The sequence below is a fragment of the Pectobacterium cacticida genome (assembly GCF_036885195.1).
GTDB lineage: Bacteria > Pseudomonadota > Gammaproteobacteria > Enterobacterales > Enterobacteriaceae > Pectobacterium > Pectobacterium cacticida.
The window spans coordinates 760632-784649 of record NZ_CP133656.1; the positions used below are offsets into that span (position 1 = coordinate 760632).

Below are 24018 nucleotides of genomic sequence, written 5' to 3' on the forward strand. Positions count from 1 at the left end.
CATCTGTCCTTGTCGTTTTTGTTATTTAGTTCAGGTCGATTTGCTGGCCATTGATGACAATATGGCTGCCCTTAAGGTTGATGACGCCATCGGCGCTGATGCCGATAAAACCGCCTTTAGTAGCAATCAGGATGTCGCCCTCCTGTGACTGGATGGCAATATTGTTTTTCACCTGTAGGCTGTCGTTATCATTGACGATCGTGCTGCGGTTTTGGGTAATAGCGATATTTTGCTGTCCCTGAATCTCGGTGGACTGGTCTTTGCTGACGGAAACTACCTGATTGCCGCCGACGCTTTCGGTATGGTCAGCCGTCACGGTTGTCGTGCGATTGTTGAGCACCACGGTGTTCATGTCTTTCTGAGCATGGATGAACACTTCTTCCTGACCTGACTGGTCTTCAAAGCGCAGTTCGTTGAAGCCAGTTCCCTTGTGCGTCGAGGTACGCAGCGTGGTGCGCGTCTTGTTGGCGGGCAGCGGGTACGGCGGCCTATTGGTGGCGTGAAAGGTGCACCCTGTCACAATCGGCTGGTCCGGGTCGCCTTCCAGGAAGCTGACAATCACCTCGTGGCCGATGCGCGGGATGGCGATCAGCCCGTACTGGCCGCCCGCCCAGCCCTGGCTGACTCGTACCCAGCAGGAGCTTTGGTCATTGCTGGCGCCGTAGCGGTCCCACGGAAATTGCAGCTTCACCCGCCCATGTTCGTCACAGTAGATTTCTTCGCCCGCCGGGCCGACCACGGTGGCGATTTGCGGGCCATCCACCATCGGCTTGTACGGCAGGTCGGCGCGCCAGGTGCGTTTGGCGCTGATAACCTCAAAACTGTTGCTGTAGGTGGTCGGTTCGCCGCCGCTTTCCTCTTCCAGCGCCTGCGGTTGTTGCCCGCTGTGCGTGATGGCGACCAGTTGCCAGCCGGTATTGAGTGTCGGGTTGGGGTGTTCGGTCAGTTGAAAGGTGCTGCCCGGCATCAGCATGGCGGCATTGGATTCGCCCGCGCCGCCCATCGCGCCCGCCCTTAACGCGTCCAGCCGATAGCCGGTAAACGCCTTGCCGCTCGGGTCTTGCTTGAAGCGACCGGGGTAGTCGAAGTGCTGATAGCTCTCCCGCTGATGCGCCAGGTCGTTGCTCATCTTACGGTGCAGCAGGCCGTAGGCCGGGGTTTTGAAGCTGTAATCCTTGAGGGCCACCTCTGCCGTGCTGACCTGCTCGGCGTAGCGGAAGCGACGGACGTACTCGCCTTCGCTCAGGCCCTGCGTGGCGAGGTTGAAGAACAGTTCGGGACCTTTGGCCAGCGCCCCGGCATCGTCGGCAAAGACCACGCGGTGCTTGCCCGCTTCAAATTCGTGGAAGAAATACAGCCCTTCCTCGGCGGCCAGTCGGGTGATAAAGGCTAAATCGCTTTCCCGGTATTGCACGCAGTATTCACGCGAGGCGTGGTCATGGCGTAAGGCAAAGGCATAATCGGTAATGCCGGACTCTTCCAGCAATGTGGCGATGATGGCTTCGGGTTTGTGCGCCTGAAAAATGCGGGCGTTGGTGCGTAACCCCAGTCGCCACAGCGCCGGGCGCACCTCGGCCTGATAGCGGGTGCGGCGAAAGCCGGTGTCGCCCTGCGTAAAACCGCTGACGATACCGCTGACCCGGCGTTTGAGTTCTCCCTCGAACCAAATCAGCAACTCGCACGGCTGGTCGAGTACCGCGCCAAAATCTACATCCGGTAATGCGCTGGCCAGACTAAGCGACAGGCCGAACGGGCGATTCAGCGCTTCGCTGAGCTGAAAATCCACCACGACAAACGTGCTTTCGGGCAGGGCGCCGACCTTAACCGTGAACTGTAATCCTGTACTGTTTGCCACCTGTCCTCTCCTTTTCCCCTCACTATAACCATGGCTACCGCACGTGCCGCGCTTTCCGGCGCGGCACGGGTCAACCCTGATGACACCTGCACATGGGGTTGAGTCTGCTCACCCCCATGCGTAGACGGGCTACATATTGTTTCAACGAAAAATGTGAAAAACCCGGGCACGCCCGGGTTGGGTATCAATTACGCTTCAACCGGCGCACGCCAGTCGTCAGAGCCGGAGGTGCCGGCCACGGTGTGTTCCCAGTCGATTTTGCGGTAGGCCAGCGAGACTTCGAGTAACTGGGTGTAGTCCAGTTTCGCCGGGTCCTGGCAGTGCGGCATCTGGCAGTTGATATCGACGATGGTGGCGTCGGTCAGGATGGTGGAAAAGAAATGCTCCTGTTTGCCTTCCACCGAAGTGCGATACCACTTCAGTGTCACGGTCGGCAGCATTTCACCGGTAGAGAGCGCGTTGTACAGCAGCGGCACGGCCTTGTTGAGCGCGACGGTGAATTTGAAGGGTTTATGAACGCGTTGGCCGGACGGCTGACCGGATTGCGGGTCGGTCGGAACGGTAACGATGTGTTTGAATTCCTGCACCAGCATCTCATCTTCGTGGCCCTGCACGTAGATGTTGCCGACGGACTCGGCGGTGAATGCGCCCGCGGTGATGTTGCCCTGCGTTTTCCCTTCGATGCTGATATAGCATGGAGTTGGCATGGTCTTGCTCCTTGTTGTTGAACGAGTTGAATAACGTCGCGTTCTGTATAGCAACTCCTGTGCCAATTTATATGTTATTGTTATGATTAAACAATCACTTAAGTCAAATTTTCCCTAAGCAAAATTTGAGCAAAAAGTTGCGCAGACCTCGTGAAAAAACGGCATCCATTGCGCAAAAAGTGATATCCACTGGGAAGTGAGCAAGAAGTTGCGCAGAATGCGCATTTATGCTGAAAATTGGCGTTAGGGATCAATTTAACAAAGGTATAGGCTATCAATTACGATGGGATTCATTGCTAATGACAGAAAAAAGGCGATAAATTATCCACTCGATATCAGGTAAAAAGTGAGTGCTTACTTCTATTGTCAGGTAAAAACACACGCGAATGTAGACGGTCAGATGGCGGGGAGCAGCGTACTCGCGTGATTAATGCGGGGGATTTGACCACCGACTTAAACTGTGTGCGCCCCTGCTGGGCGCAATCGACATAGAGGCATTCGTCTATAACCTACAGGAGTGACGCCATTTCTTGTAGAATCTGTTCGCACCACTGTTCCAGACGTTCATCGCTGAGATCGTATTGATTCACTTCGTCTAATGCCAGGCCAACGAAATGTTTGCCGTCAGCGGTCAGCGGTTTTGGGCTGGTGAATTCGTAGCCTTCTGTTGGCCAGTAGCCGATGAATGTGACGCCTAACGGTAGTAGCTGTTCATGTAACATGCCGAGTGCATCGAGGAACCATTCGCTATAGCCAATCTGGTCACCCATACCATAGAGTGCGACGACTTTCCCTTTGAGATTCAGCGTCGCTAATTGATGCCAAATATTTTCCCAATCTTCCTGTATTTCACCAAAATCCCACGTCGGGATGCCGAGTATTAAAATACTGTAGTCCTGCATACGTTGGGGGTCGACATCTTTAACGTTGTGCAGATCCACCAGATCTTCGCCCAAAATATCGCGAATCTTTTCTGCTGCCATTTCGGTGTAACAGGTGCTTGAACCGTAAAATAGACCGATTTTCATATTCAGTTCTTTATAAAATGCTATCAAAGTGTGCGCATTCGCTTCAGATTACCATGAAGGTGTAGCCTGAGAGTGAAGGTACCGGATAGCGCTATTCTAAAAGGTGGATGATAGTAATGAAAGACGCCATGAGGGTTTCGACCCTCATGGCAGGGAAATTATCCCAGAGACTGGTGGCGCGTTTCTTTAATTAACAGAAGGGCGATCAACGTCAGTGACGCCATTGCCGCCAAATAAACGCCGACATAGAACAGACCATAATTGGCCGTTAGCCATGCCGCGATATACGGTGCGACTGACGCGCCTAAAATTGACGAGATATTGTACGAAAATGACGCGCCAGTGTAGCGAACTTCCGTTGGAAATAACTCAGGCAGCAGTGCGCCCATCGGGCCGAATGTCAGCCCCATCAGGCTAAGCCCTAATACCAAAAAGCCCATCACCAGAACCTGGTTGCCTGAACCCAGCAGGTATGGAAAAAGGATGGAGAAAGCCAGCATCAGGCACGTGACGACAATCATGGTTTTGCGGCGGCCAAAGGCATCTGCCAAACATCCCGCGAGCGGGATCGTTAGACCAAAGCCTATCACCGCGACCATCAGCATTAATAGAAAGCTATTACGCGAGAAACCCAGGCCGTCTGGCACGGGCGTCGTACCATACGTCATGGAATAAACGGTCATGATGTAGAACAGCGTATAAGTCGCCAGCATGATGAAGGTGCCGAGGATGGTGGCTTTCATGTGCTTGCTCAGTAACGTACCCAGCGGCATACGCACCTGCTTACCCGCTTTAACTGCGTTGGTAAAGACCGGCGCTTCATGCAGAGAGATACGGACATATAAGCCAACCAGCACTAATACAGCAGAGGCGATGAACGGTACGCGCCAGCCCCAATTCATGAACTGCTCTTCGGTGAGCAGCCAGGATAATAGCAGGAAGGTGCCGTTCGCGAAGAAAAAGCCGATAGGGGCACCAAGTTGGGGAAACGAACCATATAACGCGCGTTTATTGGATGGCGCATTTTCCGTCGCCAGCAGCGCCGCACCGCCCCATTCTCCGCCCAAACCCAGCCCTTGACCGAAACGTGCCAGCGCCAGCAACAGAGGCGCAAAGATACCAATGGTTTCGTAGGTAGGCAGCAGCCCAATCAACACGGTAGAAATCCCCATAGTCAGCAACGAAGCAACCAGGGTCACTTTACGTCCGACACGGTCACCAAAGTGGCCGAAGAGCGCCGAACCAATAGGGCGTGCCACGAAGGCAATAGCAAAGGTTGCCAGCGATTGTAGCGTGGCAGCCGTTGGATCGCCTTGCGGGAAGAAAATGTGCGGGAAAATCAGCACCGCCGCAGTGGCATAAATATAAAAATCGAAAAATTCGATGGCGGTGCCAATCAGTGACGCAACAATGACTTTATTACGTGAGTTAACGGGGGGCGTTTCCGCTTCGGCATCCAGAGTGGGAGTGATGGTGGCTTGCATAGTGTTTCTTTATTTTAACAAATGAACACATATTCTACGCACAGAAAAAAAAGCATTTCAATGTCAGCCCACGCTATGAGCATGGCGCGAAAAGCGCCTGTGTGGTTGTGGACGTGATTATAAAAACATCCTATGACTTATATTACTCTTTTCCGCATTTTGTACCGGGGTCGGCCGAATGAGGTAGCATAAAATAAATTTGCATAAAAAACGCAGAGGACATTCCATAGCCACATGTACGGCGTGAGGGTGATCGGGAGATCGCTGTAGCAACATATGGAGTAACGGTGTGACAAAGCAGCCCGTCCTTGGGCTGTAGGCGGTGTAATTATGTCGGTTATCGTTAATAGCTGGCTTGCGGTTGTGTCTTTCTCGTCGATTTAAACATCGCCAGACGTTCATCCAGTGCCTGTGTATAAAGCAGAGTATCTACGCCGACCGCGACAAAATTGGCGCCCCATGAAATGCATGTTTTAGCCATTTCCGGATCGACAGCCAGAAATCCCGCAGCCTTGCCCGCCGCGCGAATACGCCGGATGCTCTGTTCGATAATACGCTGCACTTCCGGGTGGTTCGGGTTATCAGGGTAGCCCAGTGACGCGGAGAGGTCGGCTGGGCCGATGAAAATGCCATCAACGCCATCCACTTGCAGCAGTGCGTCCAGATTATCCAATGCCGTCTTACTCTCGGCCTGAATCAGTAGACAGAGTTCTTCATTGGCTTTTGCCATGTAATTATCTACCCGCCCCCAGCGAGCCGCGCGGGCAACGCTTGCCCCGACGCCGCGCGTCCCGATGGGCGGGTAGCGGGTTGCGGACACCACCTCGCGGGCCTGCTCGGCGGTATCCACCATTGGGATCAGGAGGGTTCGAGTACCAATATCCAACACCTGCTTGATAATACTGCGTCTCCCTTCTACCGGACGAATCACAGGGTGACTGGCATAAGGCGCGATAGCCTGAAGCTGATGGTAAAGATCTTGTATTGTATTAGGCGCATGTTCACCGTCGATCAACAACCAGTCGTAGGACGATGTTGCGGCAATCTCGGCCAGATAAGCCGATGTACTGCTGAGCCACAGGCCGATTTGCACCTTCCCATTTTGTAGCCCCTGCTTGAAGGGGTTAGCTAATATCTCATGGTTCAAGACATCGTGTTCTAACTTACTATTCATAATAATCCTTACTTCAAATGGTATTTTAGCGATGAGTTTGCGCTGTCAGCGTGGATGGTTTCACCGCGCTCAGAGTGAAAATAATCAGCGTACCGATAATGGCGATGCCAGAGAGCGTCAGCAGCCCTGCGGCACCGTTCTGGAATGCTGCTTCGGCTTTTACCCGCAGGATTGGCGCCAGAAAGCCGCCAATCGCGCCAAAGAGGTTAATGAAACCAATTCCCGCCGCCAGCGCTGTACCGGAAAGCAACTGCGTGGGCATAGTCCAGAATACGGGTTGCACGGCGATACATCCGATCGCTGCCACACACAGGGCGACGATGGCCAGCAACGGACTGACCAGACCGGAAATACCAATCCCCAGCGCGGCAGCAAACAGGGTAACCGCGGCGACGTTGCGCCTATTCCCCGTTTTATCGGAATAGTGGGGGATGAGCAGCGTCCCAAACAGCGCCGCCACCCAGGGAATGGCGGTAACCAGAGAGGCGATGAAACCAACTTTGGTGCCCATTAGTGCGGCCACCTGCGTCGGGAGGAAGAAGATCAGCCCGTATACCGCGATTTGAATCGCCATGTAGATAATGGCTAATTGCCAGACACGCGTGTTGGTAATGGCATCCCTGAAACGAGACGTGGTTTTCTTCTCATCTTCACTGGCTAATTGGGCGATCAGAACCTGTTTTTCGTCTGCGCTGAGGAAACGAGCCTGTTGTGGTGTGTCATCGAGATAGAAAAACGTAAATACCCCAGCCAGTAAGGCTAGCCCGCCTTCAATGATGAACATCCAGAACCAGCCGGGATGCCCCAGAAAGCCATGCATTTCCAGCAGTGCGCCGGACAATGGGGAACCGAGCGTCAGCGCCAGTGGCGCACCCATATAAAACAGCCCCATGATTCTGGCGCGATGGTTTTGTGGAAACCATTGGGAAGTCAGATAAATCATACCCGGAAAGAAGCCAGCTTCCGCCGCCCCCAGCAATGTACGGACGATCAGGAATTTTGCTTCGGTATCGGCATATCCCATGGCGGCGGAAAGCGCGCCCCATACCACGGTGGTACTCCCTATCCAGCGGCGCGCTCCCCATTTGCGCATCAACAGATTGGCAGGAACACCAAGAAACGCATAGACCACAAAGAAGATTCCAGCACCCAGCGCATAGGACTCGTTGCTAAGGCCGGTATCGAGTTGGTAAGTTTCCTTGGCAAACCCAATATTGGAGCGATCGAGGAAAGCCAAGATATATAACATCAACATAAACGGAATTAACCGCGCACGGTTCTTCCTCACCGTGCTTTCCAGAACGGTATTCATAGTGTGTATCCTCATTAGAGGTAATGTTATGGTCATGGCCCGCATCATGTATGGCGGGCCGTAACGAAGGGATCGATTAGTGCGTATATGGACGCTGAAGGTTGAGATCCCGATTCAGTTCGACGCCAAAACCCGGTTTATCGAGGGCTGATTTAGGTAAGCGTCCCTGTGTTGGCACCGGCTCATCAAGCAGGATGGGATCAAATTGCGGGCGTAGCGTGTCGCAATTTGGGCTGGTCATCAGGAATTCGCTGAACGGGGTGTTGGTAAAGGTGATCACGGCATGATGGGAGTAAACGGAAGACCCGTGCGGCACCACCAGTTGGCCACGGGATTTGGCAATCGCCGCAATTTCGACCAGCGTTGTTAAGCCGCCGCACCAGCCGACATCGGGCTGCATGATGTCGATTCCGGTTTCTGCCAATGTACGGAAAGATTGCAAGGTGCCATGGTGTTCTCCGCTGGTGACCATCATGCCCGCCGGTACGTGACGCTTCAATTCCCGATAACCTTCGTATTGCTGCGGCGGCAGGCATTCTTCTATCCATTTCAGGTTGTACGGCGCACAGGCGTGAGCGAGTTTAGTGGCGTAGTTGACGTCCTGGCTCATCCAGCAGTCGAGCATCAGCCAGAAATCCGGTCCACATTTTTCACGAAAATCGGCAACCATCGCCCTATCTTTACGAATGCCTTCATCGCCATCCTGTGGCCCCCAGTGGGTTGGCATTTTACCCCCGATAAAACCCATTTCCTTGGCGAGGTCAGGGCGTGCTCCCGTGGCATAGAACCGGATCTCATCACGCACCGCTCCGCCGAGAAGTTGGTATACCGGGAGATCGATGACCTTCCCGAAGAGATCCCACAGCGCCAGATCGACGCAAGAAATCGTATTCATCACTAGCCCACCGGAGCCGGAATAATACATCGTTGCTCCCAGCATCTGATCGTGGATCAATTTGATATCGCTGACACATTTGCCTTCGATAAACCGGCTTAGATGTTTCTCGACGATAAAACAGCCCATTTCACCTGCGGTGGAGACGGCAAAACCGATCTGACCATTGTCTGCCTCCACTTCTACGACCAGCGTGCCCAATACGTTAATGCCGAAGGATTGACGTGACTGCTCGTATTGTTTGTATTTGCTCATCGGTGTGGCGATGTGATCGTCGATCCAATGATGGCTGCCCTGATCGTGATAATCGGCGCCGCCACTGCCTTTTTCAGCCGTTGCTCCACCCAGGAACCAGGCGCGAATGTGTTTAATTGTAGGTAAGGTCATCTTTCATTCTCCATTGTTATCATTATATCTGTAGGGGTTAGGCTGTCTGGCGATCGAACGGACTCCTCCAGCCCAATAGGCGAGAGATATCCCTGGCGCAGGCGATCGTTTGACTAGCCAACAGATCGCGGTTGTCGTTATTAATTTGCAACCGCGTGCCTACCACCGAAATGGCGGCGGTAAGTTCATTACGGCTATTGAAGACCGGGGCGGCGACACAGCGCACATCCACATAGTCTTCGCCGTTGTCATAGCTCCAGCCCTGGCGGCGAATCTTGGTGAGTTCGGCGCGTAACTGTTCTGGCGTCTTGATGGTGTTGGGCGTCTTGATTGAAAAATCGAGGTTGGCGATGATCTTTTCGCGCGGTTCATCTGGCTGCCAGGCAAGTAAACATTTGCCAATCCCTGAGCGCGAGAGCGACAGACTTTTCCCTTCATGAGACCGCACGCTGATGGTGGAAGGCGACTCCACTTTTAGAATGTAATAGGCATTTTCACCATCGATGATTCCTAAATGACAAAGCAGGTTGGTTTGTTCCATCAACTGTGTCAGCCGGGCCCGGGAAATATCGCGCAGGTCGATCTTGCTTAGCGCCTGTTCCGCTAACTCCACTAACTTGGTCCACAGGCAGTAGTTATCATTGGCATCTACGGAAACAAAGCGGTGTCGTTTCAGTTCGGCCAGCAATAGGTAGGTTGTGCTCTTCGGAATGGCGAGATCGGCGATGATCTCCGCCGCCGACAACGGCCCTCGGCGAGCAATCAGATTCATGATTTCGATCGCACGAGTCAACGCGGGGACTTTTGTTGATTCCAACATACTGGACTCCTGTCTTTCTTGATGGAATCAGTATTATTTGTGCTCAGGTTGCATTATGTGATGCGCTTCATATAACGTGGCTCAATGTGAAAAACGGGGGCGGCGACAATTGTAATCGTGAATCAGATCACGGATTTTTTTGTTTTGAGTACAACAGGTTGTACTGACGCGATGAGCGTGCTGGCGAACGACGCGTGATACAAGGAAAACCCGTGTGAGCGCATCGGTGTACCCTGAATAGATGACTCAGGCATAATGACGAATGGACGATAAAAAGAGGACATCAATAATATGCACGCACCAGATGAAGCGTTGGTTGAGCAATTTCTTGATGCATTGTGGCTGGAGCGCAATCTGGCGGAAAATACGTTAGCCTCTTATCGGCAAGACCTACGTGCGCTGGTGGACTGGTTAGCACATCATGATAATGATGTGCTACACGCGCAGGCGATTGACTTGCAGTCATTTCTGGCAGAGCGTGTTGAAGGGGGGTATAAAGCCACCAGTTCAGCCCGTTTGCTGAGTGCGTTGCGTCGGCTGTTTCAGTACCTTTATCGGGAAAAGCTGCGCAGCGATGATCCTAGCGCGATCCTGTCGTCACCGAAGTTGCCGCAACGTCTCCCCAAAGATTTAAGCGAGGCTCAGGTAAATGCATTACTCAATGCGCCCAGCATTGAACAGCCGCTGGAATTGCGTGATAAGGCCATGCTTGAGGTATTGTATGCCACGGGGCTGCGTGTTTCCGAGTTGGTCGGGTTGACGATGAGCGATGTCAGCCTGCGTCAGGGCGTGGTACGCGTGTTGGGGAAAGGCAATAAAGAACGATTGGTGCCGCTTGGGGAAGAGGCGGTGTACTGGATCGAGTATTATCTTGAGCATGGTCGCCCGTGGCTGCTTAATGGGCAGACGCTGGATGTGCTGTTCCCCAGCAACCGCGCTCGGCAAATGACGCGCCAGACGTTTTGGCACCGCATCAAGCACTATGCGGTATTGGCATCTATCGACAGCGAAAAGCTCTCGCCGCACGTGCTTCGCCACGCGTTTGCGACACATTTATTGAACCACGGCGCGGATTTACGGGTCGTGCAGATGCTCCTGGGGCACAGCGACCTTTCTACCACGCAGATTTACACGCATGTAGCGACGGAGCGGCTGAAGCAGCTTCATCAGCAGCACCATCCGCGCGCCTAGGTTCGCGTAACGACAGAGAGTTAACATACGGTAACAGGATGTTATCTGGCCGACGGGGCTTCCCGTTCACTACGACATCGCATTGGCCACGAACCCTATATTAAAAAAGCACGGGGTTCCGGGTAAATTGCGTAACAGGATCGATGAAATGAAAAAAGGCTTATTACTGCTTTCTTTACTGATGGCGACGGCGACTCACTTTGCGCACGCTGATGATGCGGCGATCCAACAGACGCTGACACGTCTGGATATGCAAGGGGCGGAGATTCAGCCTTCGCCGATAGCGGGCATGAAAACCGTTATAACCGATAGCGGCGTGTTGTATATCAGCGAAGATGGTAAACATTTGCTGCAAGGCCCGCTATACGATGTGAGCGGTAGCATGCCGGTCAACACCACGAATCAAATCCTGCTCGGCAAACTGAATGCGCTACAGGAACAGATGATCGTCTATAAAGCCGCGCAGGAAAAACATGTGATTACCGTTTTTACCGACATCACCTGCGGTTATTGCCACAAGTTGCATGAACAGATGAAGGACTACAATGCGCTGGGCATTACCGTGCGCTATCTGGCCTTCCCCCGTCAGGGCATGAATTCGCAGGCTGCCAAAGATATGCAATCCATCTGGTGCGTAGCCGATCGCAATAAAGCATTTGATAACGCGATGAAAGGCGATGCGATTTCGCCAGCAACCTGCAAAACCGCTATTGCCGCGCATTATCAATTGGGCATCCAGTTTGGCGTACAAGGTACGCCCGCTATCGTGCTGCAGGATGGAATGGTGGTGCCGGGATATCAAGGGCCGAAGGAAATGCTGGCGATGTTGGAAGCGCATCAGGCTGCGCAAAAAACGGGCGGTTGATATTACGTGAATATGATGACACAACTCCGTCGGCGGCCGCTGGCGGAGGGGATTGATTTGCCTGACACGGTTCCACCGCTGCTACGTCGTCTTTATGCGCAGCGCGGAGTGAAAGGTGCTCAGGAGTTGGAACGTAGCCTGAGTGGCCTGCTCAACTATCGTTTATTAAGCGGGATTGATAACGCAATCGATTTGCTGCAACGCGCGCTGGCAGAAAAGCGTCGCATTGTCATCGTTGGCGATTTTGACGCCGATGGCGCGACTAGCACCGCGCTCACCGTATTAGCGTTGCGCAGTATGGGCGCGATAAACGTGCAATATCTGGTGCCGAATCGTTTTGACAATGGCTACGGATTAAGCCCGGAAGTGGTGGCGCAGGCGGATGCGCTGGGCGCAGAAATGATCGTGACCGTCGATAACGGGATCTCTTCCCATTCGGGCGTTGAAGAGGCCCATCGCCGTGGTATCACGGTGCTGGTAACCGACCACCACCTGCCGGGCGAAATGTTGCCTGACGCCGACGCGATGATTAACCCCAATTTGCCTGGCTGCCGGTTCCCTTCCAAGGCGCTGGCTGGCGTGGGTGTAGCGTTTTATCTGATGATGGCGCTATTTGTGCGCCTGCGTGATAGCCATTGGTTTACGCAACAGGGGTTGTCGAAGCCTAATCTGGCTGAGTTGCTGGATCTGGTCGCGCTGGGAACAGTGGCCGACGTGGTGCCGCTGGACGCTAATAACCGGATTCTGGTCTCTCAGGGGCTAAATCGTATTCGTGCTGGCGAATGTCGTCCGGGGATTCGGGCATTGTTGGAGGTTGCTAATCGCGATGCCAGCCAATTGGTCGCTAGCGATTTAGGCTTTGCCCTAGGCCCACGGTTGAACGCCGCCGGACGGTTACACGACATGAAGATCGGGGTTGATCTACTGCTCTGCGATGATCTTGTTAAAGCACGCCTTCTTGCCAATGAACTGAATGACATGAATCAGGATCGGCGGGAAATCGAGCAGGGGATGCAGGTTGAAGCGCTGAAGCTCTGCGACACGCTGGAGCGCACACGTGCGGTATTGCCCTATGGTTTGGCGCTGTACCATCAGGAATGGCATCAGGGCGTTGTCGGTATTCTGGCTTCGCGTATTAAAGAGCGTTTTCACCGCCCGGTCATTGCCTTTGCACCCGCGGGTAACGGTATGCTGAAAGGGTCGGGGCGCTCTATTGCTGGTTTACATCTGCGCGATGCGCTGGAGCGTCTGGATACGCTGTACCCCGATATGATAGAGAAATTCGGCGGACACGCGATGGCGGCCGGGCTATCGCTACACGAAGATCGGTTCGAGGATTTTCGCCAGCGCTTTGGCGAACTGGTCAGCGAATGGCTTGACCCCTCTCAGCTTGAAGGCGTCGTTTGGTCTGACGGCGAACTGCCGTTGTCAGAACTGGATCTACTTTCGACGGCGGAAATGCTGCGCTATGCCGGGCCGTGGGGGCAGGCGTTCCCTGAACCCACGTTCGACGGGCGTTTTCGTATGATCAAACCTCGCCTGCTTAAAGAACGTCATTTGAAAGCGATGTTTGAACCGATCGATGTCGCAGGATCTGCGCCACTGCTCGATGGCATCGCCTTCAATGTCGATACCGCCATCTGGTCGGACCCAAGTATTAAAGAAGTGGAAATGGTGTATCGGTTGGATATTAACGAATTTCGCGGTCAACGGTCGGTGCAATTGCTCATTCAACATCTGTGGCCGCGCTAACCGTATGAACGGAACATGGCGGGCGGAAAGGCTATAAACCGCGTGTTTTATCCGCTAGAATAGCGGGTTACACCATTCTATAGCCAACGACCTAACGTAAGAATATAAAAATCATGTTTGAAATTAATCCGATAAAAAACCGCATTCAGGATCTCTCTGAACGTAGCGCCGTTCTTCGGGGGTATCTTTGACTACGATGCTAAGAGAGAACGTCTCGAAGAAGTCAACGCCGAACTAGAGCAGCCGGATGTCTGGAACGATCCTGAGCGTGCGCAGGCATTAGGAAAAGAACGTTCTTCGCTGGAAGCCATCGTCGACACCATCGATCAGCTCGCTCAGGGGTTGGAAGATGTAACAGGCCTGTTGGAACTCGCGGTGGAAGAAGACGACGAAGATACTTTTCATGACATCACTGCGGAATTGGACGCGCTGGAAAATAAATTAGGCCAGCTTGAATTCCGGCGTATGTTCTCCGGAGAATACGATAGCGCGAATTGCTATCTTGATATCCAGGCAGGCTCTGGCGGTACGGAAGCGCAGGACTGGGCCAGTATGCTGGTACGTATGTATTTGCGCTGGGCGGAAGCGAAAGGCTTCAAAACCGAAATCATTGAAGAGTCAGATGGTGATGTTGCGGGTACGAAATCCGCTACCATCAAGATTATCGGCGACTATGCCTTTGGCTGGTTACGTACCGAAACCGGCGTACACCGTCTGGTACGTAAAAGCCCGTTCGATTCAGGCGGCCGTCGCCACACATCGTTTAGTTCCGCGTTCGTTTACCCGGAAGTGGACGACGATATTGATATCGAAATCAATCCAGCCGACCTGCGTATTGATGTTTATCGCGCATCCGGGGCCGGGGGGCAGCACGTTAACCGGACAGAGTCTGCGGTGCGTATCACGCATATCCCAACCAACATCGTCACGCAGTGTCAGAATGACCGCTCTCAGCATAAAAACAAAGATCAGGCGATGAAACAGCTTAAAGCCAAGCTGTACGAGTTTGAGATGCAAAAGAAAAATGCTGAGAAACAGGTGATGGAAGATAATAAATCCGATATCGGCTGGGGCAGCCAGATTCGTTCCTATGTTTTGGATGATTCGCGCATCAAGGATCTACGTACCGGGGTGGAAACACGCAACACTCAGGCCGTGCTGGATGGCGATCTGGACAAATTTATTGAAGCAAGTTTAAAAGCGGGGTTATAAAAATTCACATGGCTGGATCACAATCACAGGGTGCCGATCAGGCGCAGGATCTGAATAACGAATTAAAAACGCGCCGTGAAAAGCTGGCGGCGTTGCGTGCGGCTGGGGTTGCGTTCCCGAATGATTTCCGCCGTGACAGCACGTCCGATCGCCTGCATGCCGAGTTTGGTGGCAAAACCAACGAAGAACTGGAGGCGCTGGGCATTGAAGTGACCGTGGCTGGCCGCATGATGACCCGTCGTATTATGGGGAAAGCCTCCTTTGCTACGTTGCAGGACGTTGGTGGTCGTATCCAGCTCTATGTATCCCGCGACGATCTGGCGGAAGGCATCTACAACGAACAATTCAAGAAGTGGGACCTGGGCGATATTCTGGGCGCGCGCGGCAAGCTCTTCAAAACGAAAACCGGTGAGCTGTCCATCCACTGTACCGAACTGCGCCTACTGACCAAAGCACTGCGCCCGCTGCCGGATAAATTCCACGGTCTCGCCGATCAGGAAACCCGTTACCGCCAGCGCTATCTGGATCTGATCGCCAACGATGAATCTCGCAATACCTTCCGCATTCGTTCCAAAGTGATGGCGGCGATTCGGCACTTCATGGTCGATCATGGTTTTATGGAAGTTGAAACGCCGATGATGCAGGTGATCCCTGGCGGCGCATCGGCCCGTCCGTTCATCACGCATCACAATGCGCTGGATATTGACATGTATCTGCGTATCGCGCCGGAGCTGTACCTAAAGCGTCTGGTTGTCGGCGGCTTTGAGCGTGTCTTCGAGATCAACCGAAACTTCCGTAACGAAGGCATTTCTCCGCGCCACAATCCTGAATTTACCATGATGGAACTTTATATGGCGTATGCCGATTATAAAGACCTGATTGTTCTAACGGAAAACTTGTTCCGCACGCTGGCGCAGGAGGTACTGGGCTCAACGACGGTGCCATACGGTGACCAGACGTTTGACTTCGGCAAGCCGTTCGAGAAACTGACGATGCGCGAAGCCATCTGTAAATACCGCCCAGAAACCGATGTCGCCGATCTGGACGATCTGGAGAAAGCGACTGCGATCGCGCAATCTCTCGGGATCAAGATCGAGAAAAGTTGGGGTCTGGGCCGTATCGTTACCGAGATCTTTGAAGAGACGGCAGAAAGTCATCTAATCCAACCCACATTCATCACCGAATATCCGGCGGAAGTGTCGCCATTGGCACGCCGTAACGATCGGAACCCAGACATTACCGATCGCTTTGAGTTCTTTATCGGCGGGCGTGAAATTGGTAATGGCTTCTCCGAGCTGAATGATGCCGAAGATCAGGCTGAGCGTTTTGCGCAACAGGTAAGTGCTAAAGACGCGGGCGATGATGAAGCGATGTTCTACGACGAAGACTATGTGACGGCGTTGGAACATGGTCTGCCGCCGACGGCGGGTCTGGGTATCGGTATCGACCGTATGGTGATGTTGTTCACGAATAGCCACACTATCCGCGATGTGATTCTGTTCCCGGCGATGCGCCCGCAGAAGTAAGTCGCTGAGTGTAAAAAGTCAGCCTGACATTGTTGTCATACTTTATTAAACCGGTGCAATTGCGCCGGTTTAAATTTATCGACAATGCCAAATATTAGGGGAAACAAGGGGATGATATTCCCGCACGGACATCTTGCACCGTGGTTGCCCCGCATATCTCGATCTTACCTCGATAGTCTTCCTGGCTCATCCCATTTTATCTCCGCATTTTAGCCGTCATTCTGTGATTGTCGCCTGATGGGGGAAGATGCTATTTTCAGGCATCCATTCACTGCCGGAACACCTCCATGATTACGTATCGCGATGCCTGGTTCGAGTTGGCGCTGTTAACCAACGGACGCAGTTTTCCACGGCATACGCATGATGAGTTTGTCATTAGCGCCAATCTTAGCGGGCTGGAAACCGTCTGGCTGGATGGGGAGACCTTTGTTGCCACCAACGAGATGGTGACAACCTACAATCCCAACCAACTGCAAGGCAGCGAGAACGCGTTTGCGCGCTGGCAGTGCGCATCACTATATGTTCATCCGCAGGCTTTTGAGCATTTTTTTCACCAAACTTTCCGGTTCTCACGGGGCTGGAATGCTTCACCGCAACTCGCATCCGAGTTGAAACAACTGGTCATTTCTGATTTGGACGATAGCGCGCGTCAGGAGCGTATTATCCTGCTGTTGGCGGCGTTGATGGAGAATCAGCATCATGTGTCGCCTCACCGCCAGGTTCAAGAAGTCGAACGTATCACACGGATCAAAGACGATTTGCTAAACGATCTGAGTGCTATCCCTACACTCAACCAGCTCGCTCAGCGTGAGAACATTTCTGTCGCACACCTGGTGCGCTCATTTAATCAGGCGGTAGGGTTGCCGCCGCTGGCGTGGTTGATGCAACGACGTATGTGTAAAGCGCGCGAACTGCTGCGACAGGGCGAGGCGATCAGTCAGGTTGCAGCCGATGTGGGGTTTGCCGATCAAGCGCATTTTACCAAGGCGTTCAATCGCTATAATGCGATGACGCCGGGGCAGTTCCGTCACATCAATTTTTGACAATACAGCGTTTCCGCTCATCGCTACACTGGCCCTAATACGTTATGTTCAAAGGGAAAACCATGCTGTTAGTGATGATTACGGGGATGCTATTGTCCCTATCGCTGTGCCTCGACTTGGGAATGGTCAATACCGCGATTATTAATCGTGGACTACGCTACGGCGCGCGATCGGCATTTTATATCGGGTTAGGCTCCTGCTTTGGCGATCTATTTTATGCCACGCTGTCGGTTCTAGGCTTGGCTGTCGTGTTTAATTTGACGCCGGTGCGCTGGGTATTATGGATTGGCGGCGGATTGATTTTAGTCTGGATGGCATTCAGCATGGCACGGGCGGCATGGCGGGATTATCAGGTAAAGCGCTTTGCCAACCTGCCAATAACTGCGAATGAGAGAGATAACACAACGGCACCCGCCCGATATACCGAATTTCTCAGTGGTATCGGTATGGCGCTGGCCTCGCCGACATCGTTACTGTGGTTTGCGGCCATTGGCGGCACTATCATCGCGCAATCTACCGATGGATCGGCATTTATGGTGAGCTTATTTCTATTAGGCTTTTTTGGCGGTGGAATACTCTGGACGATTTTCCTTGCGGCGCTGGTAAAATATGGTCAGCGTCTGCTGAAAGAACGAATCTCATTCTATTGCAGTCTGATTTCTGCGCTGTTATTCGCCTATTTTGCCTGGCACGTTATCGCCAATGGGTATGAGACGTTATTCCTACCGCTGTCTACGGCCGCCTAACCGGTTAGTATTTCAACGCGTTGCTAAGTTTTTTGCTTGCTCGATAACGGCATAGCGCTATAATGCCACGCGTCTCTCGGCGCGAGTGTAGTTCAATGGTAGAACGGCAGCTTCCCAAGCTGCATACGAGGGTTCGATTCCCTTCACTCGCTCCAAAAATACCTTCTCTGAAGTTCCCCAAAGTCCACAAAACCCAGTCATAACAGCCTTACACCAAAAACGATGGTAATGGCCTTTCGCTACTGATTGAACCTAACGGCTCTAAAGGATGGCGCTATCGCTACCGTTTCGGTGGTAAAGCAAAACTGTTGTCGCTTGGCACTTACCCAACCATTTCTTTAACAGAAGCAAGACAGAAACGCGATGAAGCCAAAAAACGGGTGGTGGCTGGCATTAATCCCAGCGAAGTTCGTAAAGAGGTGCTACCGAGACGCTTCGCAAAGTGCGGTAGCGCTGTGGGTAAGTCTGGAAATATGCCATCGTGACGGGAAGAGTGAAGGATTATCCTGCCCAGAATCTCTACAGATGCCGGTGCCGTTGAGCGAGAAACTTAGAGCCTATGCCATCAGGACTGTTCTACTTGCCATTTAGGCCCTGGGCAGTGCTCGAAATCCTCACGTAATCTGTGTATGCTCCGGTCTTTGCGCGCTGTCTATTACCAAACTGGCTGCGACAATGACGCCTAATATTTAGCTGATTAGAAAAACAGGTAACCAAGGGAATGGATGATGGATAAAAGAACATTAATCTTAAAATCAGGATTGAGTGTCAGGGAATTACTTCGCCTGAAAAATAAATATATTGAAACTAAAAATAAAGTTTACAGCAAAGAGAAAAAAATAAAAGACATCGAACCCTTTTCTGATTACATCTTGTTTGTATCACGTTTATCTTGGAGAGGTATGTTAATACCTTTCCTTTTACCACTATGTTTCGCTATTTATGATTATTATGAATATCGTATTATAATAAATAGTATTAATTTTTTATTCTTATTTATGGGGTTATGTTTCTATGCGTTTTCAAATCAAAGGGGGGTTATTTTAAGGTAAAAATGATAACAATAGCTAAATTAATGTATCTCAGAATTCGTGAAATTTTAAATCACCCCAAAAATTTTTAAAAAAAGAACAATTATAGAAATAGCAATGCGATGAGATATTGCTATTTCTAATTGATTCCTATCTGTCACCTAGTAGGTAGTTTTCGTTTGAGAATTCAGCATGTACTTTTTTAATTGAGCTTCCGACCATATATATTTTCATGAATTTGTTGGCGGCAGTAAATTTAGGGCTGTAGTCTTTATCTATATAACGAAATAATTTCGTCGTTCTTGGTTTATCAAGAAAACCTCTGGATGCAAGCCTAGTTGGATTTTCTATTAACACTGGCATTCTTAAAGCTGCAAAGCCAGAGAGTGATACATCTCCTACATTACACCCCCACCTGGTCGTGGCTCCAACCGTCAATGCGCCGCCTGTATGGACGGGGAATCCCATGTTCTTCCTAAAGGAGATTCCCATGGACCGTCCCTCAGCAAATCCATGATGCCTTCGCTTGTCGCAGGCGATGTGCCGCGCAACGTGAGGTCGTTCACGCCAGCACGGCGTCCAGGTGCGTTCGCTGTGGTTCAAACCTAGCCGATCGTGTACTACATATGCCGCAGTGGTTCATGGTGAGCAATCCGGCCATAGAAGAGACACTGCACGATGTGCCTGGACGGGGCGGCTGGGATGCCCGGTTGCCTGACGAGAGCACCATTTTGCGGTTCCGGCACGTACTAGAGAAGCATCATTTGGCCGAGCGGATCCCGGCCACGGTCAACACGATTCTGAGTGCCCGCGACTTGATACTGCGCAGCGCACGGTGGTCGATGCTACCCTGAGCTCGGCCTTTAATTCGACCAAAAATGCCAGCGGCCAGCGAGATCCCGAGATGAAGCAGAGCTACAAAGATCAGCAATGGTACTTCTGCAAGAAAGCGCACATTGGGGTGGATGCCTACCCTAAGACCATTAATCCTGCTCTCGTTCATCTCGGGAAGCATCGCTAGCCTTGCGAAGCATGACACTGCGCACCGCAATGCATAGTGCGACAGCACTCATCGCTGCCAGTAGAGCGCATACTGCCACCCAGTAACCGTGGTTCCAGGCCAGAATGCCCAAAGCCGTACCCAGTGCCCCGCCCATGAAGAAACTGGCGATATAGACGGTATTGATTCGGCTGTTCGCGAGCGGGTCCAAGGCATAGATTTGGGCAAGACTGCTGACCTGTGTGGTTTGCATGCCCACATCGATCACTATCGTGGCGAGTACCAGTAGCGATAGGGATTCGCGGCCAATAGCGGCAAGTAGTGTTCCCAAGAGCAACGTGGTCAGAGTGGCCAGTTGCATGCTTGATGGGTGGATCCGGTCGGCCATTTTTCCCGCAAAAGGTGAAAGGACGGCACCCGCCATGGCAGCGATACCGAACAACCCGATCCTCCATGCATCAAAGCCAAACGCGGATTCAAGCTGAAAAGTCAGCGTTGTCCAGTACGCGCAGAAAACGCCAAAGGTCAGGGCACCAAGGATGGAAACGCGGCGGAGGGTGGCAAACCGGGTCCACTGAGCCGCCGTGGATGCCAGGAGTTTGAGATAGGGAGGACCCTGACGTCTCCCTTCAGCAGGTATGACAACGGCGATGAGAATAGCCACGCAGGCTGCGGCGATCGCCGAAAGTTCGAAAATGATGCGCCACCCCCACGTGTCGGCCACGATGCCAGCGACGATTCGGGCAGACAATATCCCCATCAATGTGCCGGTGAACACGAGACTGACCACCTGACCACGGCGCTCTGGCGATGCCAACGTAGCGGCTAGCGGTACCACGACCTGGACAGACGTCGCGGAGACGCCGACAAGAAATGCGCAGATGCGAAGCGCCATGAGACTTGGTGCCATGCTAAACGAGGCCAGGGCCAGGAAAAGCATGATTTCCAAGGCAATGACCAGGCGCTTGCGATCATACAGATCTCCAAGCGGCGCGACAAAGATCAAGCCGATGGCGAAACCTGCCTGAGCAAGGAGGGGGACCGAGCCGGCCTCCGCGCTGCTTGCGCCAAACGTCGCCGCCATGGCACCGAGGATAGGCTGGCTGTAGTAGAGGTTGGCAATCGTCGTGCCGGTCGCGATCGCCATGGTTAACACCTGCGAACGGGTAAGCGTCGTTTTGGGTGCGAGGATGGATGTCATGATGAGGTCCACAAAAAATGCGCCGCCCTCAGCTGAGTGCCGAAGGCGGCGGTGAATGAGATAATCGACGATTAAGTTATTTGTCGAGCGCGGCCATCAGCGTGTATTTGACGCTCACGTATTCTTCAATGCCGTAGTGGCTGCCTTCGCGACCGTAGCCAGACTGCTTGACACCGCCGAATGGCACCGACTCCGTGCCAACCGATCCGCTGTTCAGGACGACCATGCCTGCCTTGATTTCACGCGACAGCCGGAAGGCCCGACCGAGGGCCGAGGTGTAGGCATACGCAACAAGCCCGTACTCCGTGTCATTTGCGCGCTGAATCACTTCGTCTTCGGAAGCAAACCGGTACAGCGGGAAAACCGGCCCGAATATTTCCGTGGTACGAACCTGCGCGTCGTCGGGAACATTCGTCAGGATGGTCGGCTTGTAGAACAACGACTCCGGTCTGGCCAATTCCCCGCCCGAAAGAAGGCTGGCACCGCGCTTGACGGCGTCGGCAACCAGGGCGTCGACCTTGTTGACGGCCGATTGATTGATGAGGGGACCGACCACGAATTCTTCCTGAAGACCTTGATCGACACGGATGCGCTCCACCGCCACCTTCAACTTCTCGGCAAAGGTGTCGTAGATCGCATCCTGTACGTATACGCGGTTCGGCGATATACATACTTGACCGGAGTTGCGTAGCTTGGCCGCCACAAGCCCCGTCACGGCGTCATCGATATCGACATCGTCGAAAACGATGAACGGGGCATTGCCGCCCAGTTCCATGGTCATCTTCTTGAGCGTATCGGCACTATTGCGCGCCAGAAGCTTACCTACATTCGTCGATCCGGTGAACGAGATCTTCTGGATGCGCGCGTCGTTCGTAAACGCCTCGCCGATCGTCTTCGGGTCGCCCGTCACCATCTCAAACACACCCTCCGGGATACCTGCTTCACGTGCATATTCGAGCAGCTTATAGGCGGTCAACGGCGTTTCCTCCGAAGGCTTGATGATCATCGTGCAACCAGCGGCAAGCGCCGTGGCGACCTTGCGCGTGATCATCATGAACGGGAAGTTCCACGGCGTGATGGCGGCCGTGGGGCCCACCGGTTCCTTCGTCACGATCACCGCGGCATTCTGGGCATGCGTTGGAATCGTGTCACCGTAGACGCGCTTGGCTTCCTCGGCGTACCACTCAACGAAGCCTAGCCCATAGGCAATCTCGCCCATCGCCTCGGTGAGGCACTTGCCGTTTTCCTTCACCATCAGTTCGGCGAAGATACGGCGATCGGCGCTGACCAGTTCGAACCAGCGACGCAATTTTGCGCCACGTTCTTTCGCCAGCATCCGCGACCACGCAGGAAAAGCGTCGCAGGTCCGGTCGATAGCGGCGAGCACCTCATCGGTGCTCATTTCGGGGGCTTCGCCGACGACACTGCCATCGGCGGGGTTGTAAACCTTGATCATTCTAAAACTCCTTGAAGAGATGTTTTCCACCGCAGGACTGCGGCGTTGGCAGAAGTATCAGGCTTGGCGGTTCAGGGGACAATCGATTATACTTGCTCAATCATTGAGTTTTTGGAAACTATCATGCGCTCCCTTCCACCGCTTAATGCCTTGGTCGCCTTCGAGGCCGTGGCCCGCACAGGTTCGGTCGCTTTGGCCGCTGAGGAATTGTTTGTGACGCCTGGCGCTGTCAGTCGACAGATCAAGGTGCTCGACGAGTTTTTCGAAACCAGCCTCTTCGAACACCAGGGGCGTGGGCTTGCACTTTCCGTCGCGGGGGCCATGTACTTCAAACAGATAACCTCGCACTTGGAAGGGATCCGCAAAGCTACCGCAAAATTGCTTAACGATGGCGTCCGTTCAATTGTGCGCGTGCATTCATACACGACGTTCGCAACCCGCTGGTTGATTCCGCGGCTCAGCACATTTCAGGTTACCCACCCGCAGATCGAGGTTCGTCTGACTACGTCGTCCGACTGGGGTACGGGTGCCGACTGCGATGCTTCGGTCCGCTTGGGCAACGGGCATTGGCCCGGCTATGAATCGACGAAGCTGGTGAGCAATGTGCTCGTGCTGGTTTGTGCTCCGTCCCTCGTGCAGCGAAGTCGTCCAGTGGACCCTGTTTGGCTTTCGGAACAGACGCTTTTGCAGGTCAGCTCCCGTTCGAGCGACTGGGACGCATGGTGTCGTGCGGTGGGCGTCGATCCTTCCACGATGAGCCGGCAACGCGTGTTCGAAAGTTCCGCCGTTGCGTATGAGGCAGCGCAGGACGGTCTTGGGGTGATCGTCGCCCAGGAAGTGCTGATTGAGGCGGAACTCGCCTCAGGCCGACTGATCGCGCCATTCGATCTGCGCGTCGACAGAGACGACGAGACTTACTATCTGGTGATTGACAACGCCCGCCGCCGCCGCCGCGCGCTCATCGAACTCCGTGAGGCGCTGTGCGCTTCGGAGACGCGAAATGCCTGAGCTGAATTTTCCAGGGCCACCCGTTCGCGCCCGATAATCCCCCTTTCTTAGCAATTGCCAAAGGTGGAACTATACGACCAAGGCCAACTTCTACATTGGCGTGATGTCTACATTAGGCGTAATGTCGCCAAGCCAGTCGAGGCGATCGGCACAGTTCAGCATCATCCGACCGCATGGCTTCGCGTACTTGGCGTGGTTGTCGGATGAGCTGACCTTGGGCTTGAACAGATCCGCGCCCATGAATTCGATAGACACGTGCAGCTTTGGTGCCAGATACTTGCTCGACGGCCCGAGCCTGCGGAAGGCGCCCTGATGCAGGTTGAAG

Annotated in this window: 20 protein-coding genes, 1 tRNA gene and 2 pseudogenes; 12 read left to right on the forward strand and 11 right to left on the reverse strand. The window is 53.2% G+C overall.

What is annotated here, in order from left to right; translation table 11 throughout:
- Positions 1 to 25: 25 nt before the first annotated feature.
- The 8 genes from RFN81_RS03615 to RFN81_RS03650 all read right to left on the reverse strand — a co-directional run bounded on the left by RFN81_RS03615 (position 26) and on the right by RFN81_RS03650 (position 9662).
- Entirely contained in the window at positions 26 to 1855 is a 1830-nt protein-coding gene (locus tag RFN81_RS03615; RefSeq protein ID WP_264497823.1) for a type VI secretion system tip protein VgrG, read from the reverse strand.
- A gap of 188 nt (positions 1856 to 2043) precedes the next feature.
- Positions 2044 to 2562 carry an Hcp family type VI secretion system effector gene (locus RFN81_RS03620; RefSeq protein WP_264496693.1) on the reverse strand — a complete coding sequence of 173 codons (519 nt, stop codon included), beginning with the start codon at positions 2560 to 2562 and terminating at the stop codon, positions 2044 to 2046.
- A 509-nt stretch (positions 2563 to 3071) separates the two neighbouring features.
- A complete protein-coding gene (gene fldB, locus RFN81_RS03625; RefSeq protein WP_264497824.1) occupies positions 3072 to 3590 on the reverse strand; it encodes a flavodoxin FldB in 519 nt (172 codons plus the stop codon).
- Between the two features lie 158 nt (positions 3591 to 3748).
- Complete coding sequence (locus tag RFN81_RS03630; protein ID WP_264497825.1) at positions 3749 to 5074, reverse strand: MFS transporter; 1326 nt, start codon at positions 5072 to 5074, stop codon at positions 3749 to 3751.
- 343 nt (positions 5075 to 5417) lie between these two features.
- Positions 5418 to 6248: a 2-keto-3-deoxy-L-rhamnonate aldolase gene (yfaU, locus tag RFN81_RS03635; RefSeq protein ID WP_264497826.1), complete on the reverse strand. Its 831-nt coding sequence runs from the start codon at positions 6246 to 6248 to the stop codon at positions 5418 to 5420.
- A 25-nt stretch (positions 6249 to 6273) separates the two neighbouring features.
- A complete protein-coding gene (locus RFN81_RS03640) occupies positions 6274 to 7560 on the reverse strand; it encodes an MFS transporter (RefSeq protein WP_264497827.1) in 1287 nt (428 codons plus the stop codon).
- 76 nt (positions 7561 to 7636) lie between these two features.
- The gene (gene rhmD, locus RFN81_RS03645) at positions 7637 to 8842 is read right to left on the reverse strand and encodes an L-rhamnonate dehydratase (protein WP_264497828.1); all 1206 of its coding nucleotides are present in this window, start codon (positions 8840 to 8842) and stop codon (positions 7637 to 7639) included.
- A gap of 37 nt (positions 8843 to 8879) precedes the next feature.
- Positions 8880 to 9662 carry an IclR family transcriptional regulator gene (locus tag RFN81_RS03650; RefSeq protein WP_264497829.1) on the reverse strand — a complete coding sequence of 261 codons (783 nt, stop codon included), beginning with the start codon at positions 9660 to 9662 and terminating at the stop codon, positions 8880 to 8882.
- A 291-nt stretch (positions 9663 to 9953) separates the two neighbouring features.
- Here RFN81_RS03650 and xerD point away from each other — a divergent pair, with 291 nt between their 5' ends.
- The 10 genes and pseudogenes from xerD (at position 9954) to RFN81_RS03700 (ending at position 19049) form a co-directional block, all read left to right on the forward strand.
- Positions 9954 to 10853, forward strand: coding sequence for a site-specific tyrosine recombinase XerD (xerD, locus tag RFN81_RS03655; RefSeq protein WP_264497830.1), 900 nt, complete (start codon positions 9954 to 9956; stop codon positions 10851 to 10853).
- 148 nt (positions 10854 to 11001) lie between these two features.
- Positions 11002 to 11718: a bifunctional protein-disulfide isomerase/oxidoreductase DsbC gene (gene dsbC, locus RFN81_RS03660; protein ID WP_264497831.1), complete on the forward strand. Its 717-nt coding sequence runs from the start codon at positions 11002 to 11004 to the stop codon at positions 11716 to 11718.
- A 6-nt stretch (positions 11719 to 11724) separates the two neighbouring features.
- Positions 11725 to 13470 carry a single-stranded-DNA-specific exonuclease RecJ gene (recJ, locus tag RFN81_RS03665; protein WP_264497832.1) on the forward strand — a complete coding sequence of 582 codons (1746 nt, stop codon included), beginning with the start codon at positions 11725 to 11727 and terminating at the stop codon, positions 13468 to 13470.
- 113 nt (positions 13471 to 13583) lie between these two features.
- A protein-coding gene (gene prfB, locus RFN81_RS03670) for a peptide chain release factor 2 (protein WP_264497833.1) occupies positions 13584 to 14682 on the forward strand; the annotation gives its coding sequence in 2 pieces (ribosomal slippage) (positions 13584 to 13658 and positions 13660 to 14682; 1098 coding nt in all).
- Positions 14683 to 14690: 8 nt separating this feature from the next.
- The gene (lysS, locus tag RFN81_RS03675; RefSeq protein ID WP_264497834.1) at positions 14691 to 16208 is read left to right on the forward strand and encodes a lysine--tRNA ligase; all 1518 of its coding nucleotides are present in this window, start codon (positions 14691 to 14693) and stop codon (positions 16206 to 16208) included.
- Between the two features lie 287 nt (positions 16209 to 16495).
- Positions 16496 to 17251 carry an AraC family transcriptional regulator gene (locus tag RFN81_RS03680; protein WP_264497835.1) on the forward strand — a complete coding sequence of 252 codons (756 nt, stop codon included), beginning with the start codon at positions 16496 to 16498 and terminating at the stop codon, positions 17249 to 17251.
- 62 nt (positions 17252 to 17313) lie between these two features.
- Positions 17314 to 17997 (forward strand): LysE family translocator, encoded by a 684-nt coding sequence (locus RFN81_RS03685; protein WP_264497836.1) that lies wholly within the window; start codon positions 17314 to 17316, stop codon positions 17995 to 17997.
- 81 nt (positions 17998 to 18078) lie between these two features.
- Positions 18079 to 18152, forward strand: a tRNA-Gly gene (locus RFN81_RS03690).
- A gap of 48 nt (positions 18153 to 18200) precedes the next feature.
- A pseudogene (locus tag RFN81_RS03695) lies at positions 18201 to 18416 on the forward strand (Arm DNA-binding domain-containing protein); the annotation flags it as partial.
- 306 nt (positions 18417 to 18722) lie between these two features.
- Positions 18723 to 19049, forward strand: a complete 327-nt coding sequence (locus RFN81_RS03700; protein WP_264497837.1) for a hypothetical protein — start codon at positions 18723 to 18725, stop codon at positions 19047 to 19049.
- Positions 19050 to 19178: 129 nt separating this feature from the next.
- On the opposite strand, the gene RFN81_RS03705 is transcribed toward RFN81_RS03700, so the two are convergent.
- Complete coding sequence (locus tag RFN81_RS03705) at positions 19179 to 19520, reverse strand: hypothetical protein (protein ID WP_264499051.1); 342 nt, start codon at positions 19518 to 19520, stop codon at positions 19179 to 19181.
- Between the two features lie 122 nt (positions 19521 to 19642).
- On the opposite strand from RFN81_RS03705, the pseudogene RFN81_RS03710 reads away from it, so the two are divergent.
- Positions 19643 to 19998: pseudogene (locus RFN81_RS03710) on the forward strand (IS5/IS1182 family transposase); the annotation flags it as partial.
- A 13-nt stretch (positions 19999 to 20011) separates the two neighbouring features.
- Here RFN81_RS03710 and RFN81_RS03715 read toward each other — a convergent pair.
- Both RFN81_RS03715 and RFN81_RS03720 read right to left on the reverse strand, forming a co-directional pair.
- The gene (locus tag RFN81_RS03715; protein WP_264497838.1) at positions 20012 to 21229 is read right to left on the reverse strand and encodes an MFS transporter; all 1218 of its coding nucleotides are present in this window, start codon (positions 21227 to 21229) and stop codon (positions 20012 to 20014) included.
- 76 nt (positions 21230 to 21305) lie between these two features.
- Complete coding sequence (locus RFN81_RS03720; protein WP_334584826.1) at positions 21306 to 22715, reverse strand: NAD-dependent succinate-semialdehyde dehydrogenase; 1410 nt, start codon at positions 22713 to 22715, stop codon at positions 21306 to 21308.
- 15 nt (positions 22716 to 22730) lie between these two features.
- Here RFN81_RS03720 and RFN81_RS03725 point away from each other — a divergent pair, with 15 nt between their 5' ends.
- Complete coding sequence (locus tag RFN81_RS03725; RefSeq protein WP_334584825.1) at positions 22731 to 23693, forward strand: LysR substrate-binding domain-containing protein; 963 nt, start codon at positions 22731 to 22733, stop codon at positions 23691 to 23693.
- The last annotated feature ends 325 nt before the right edge of the window (positions 23694 to 24018 follow it).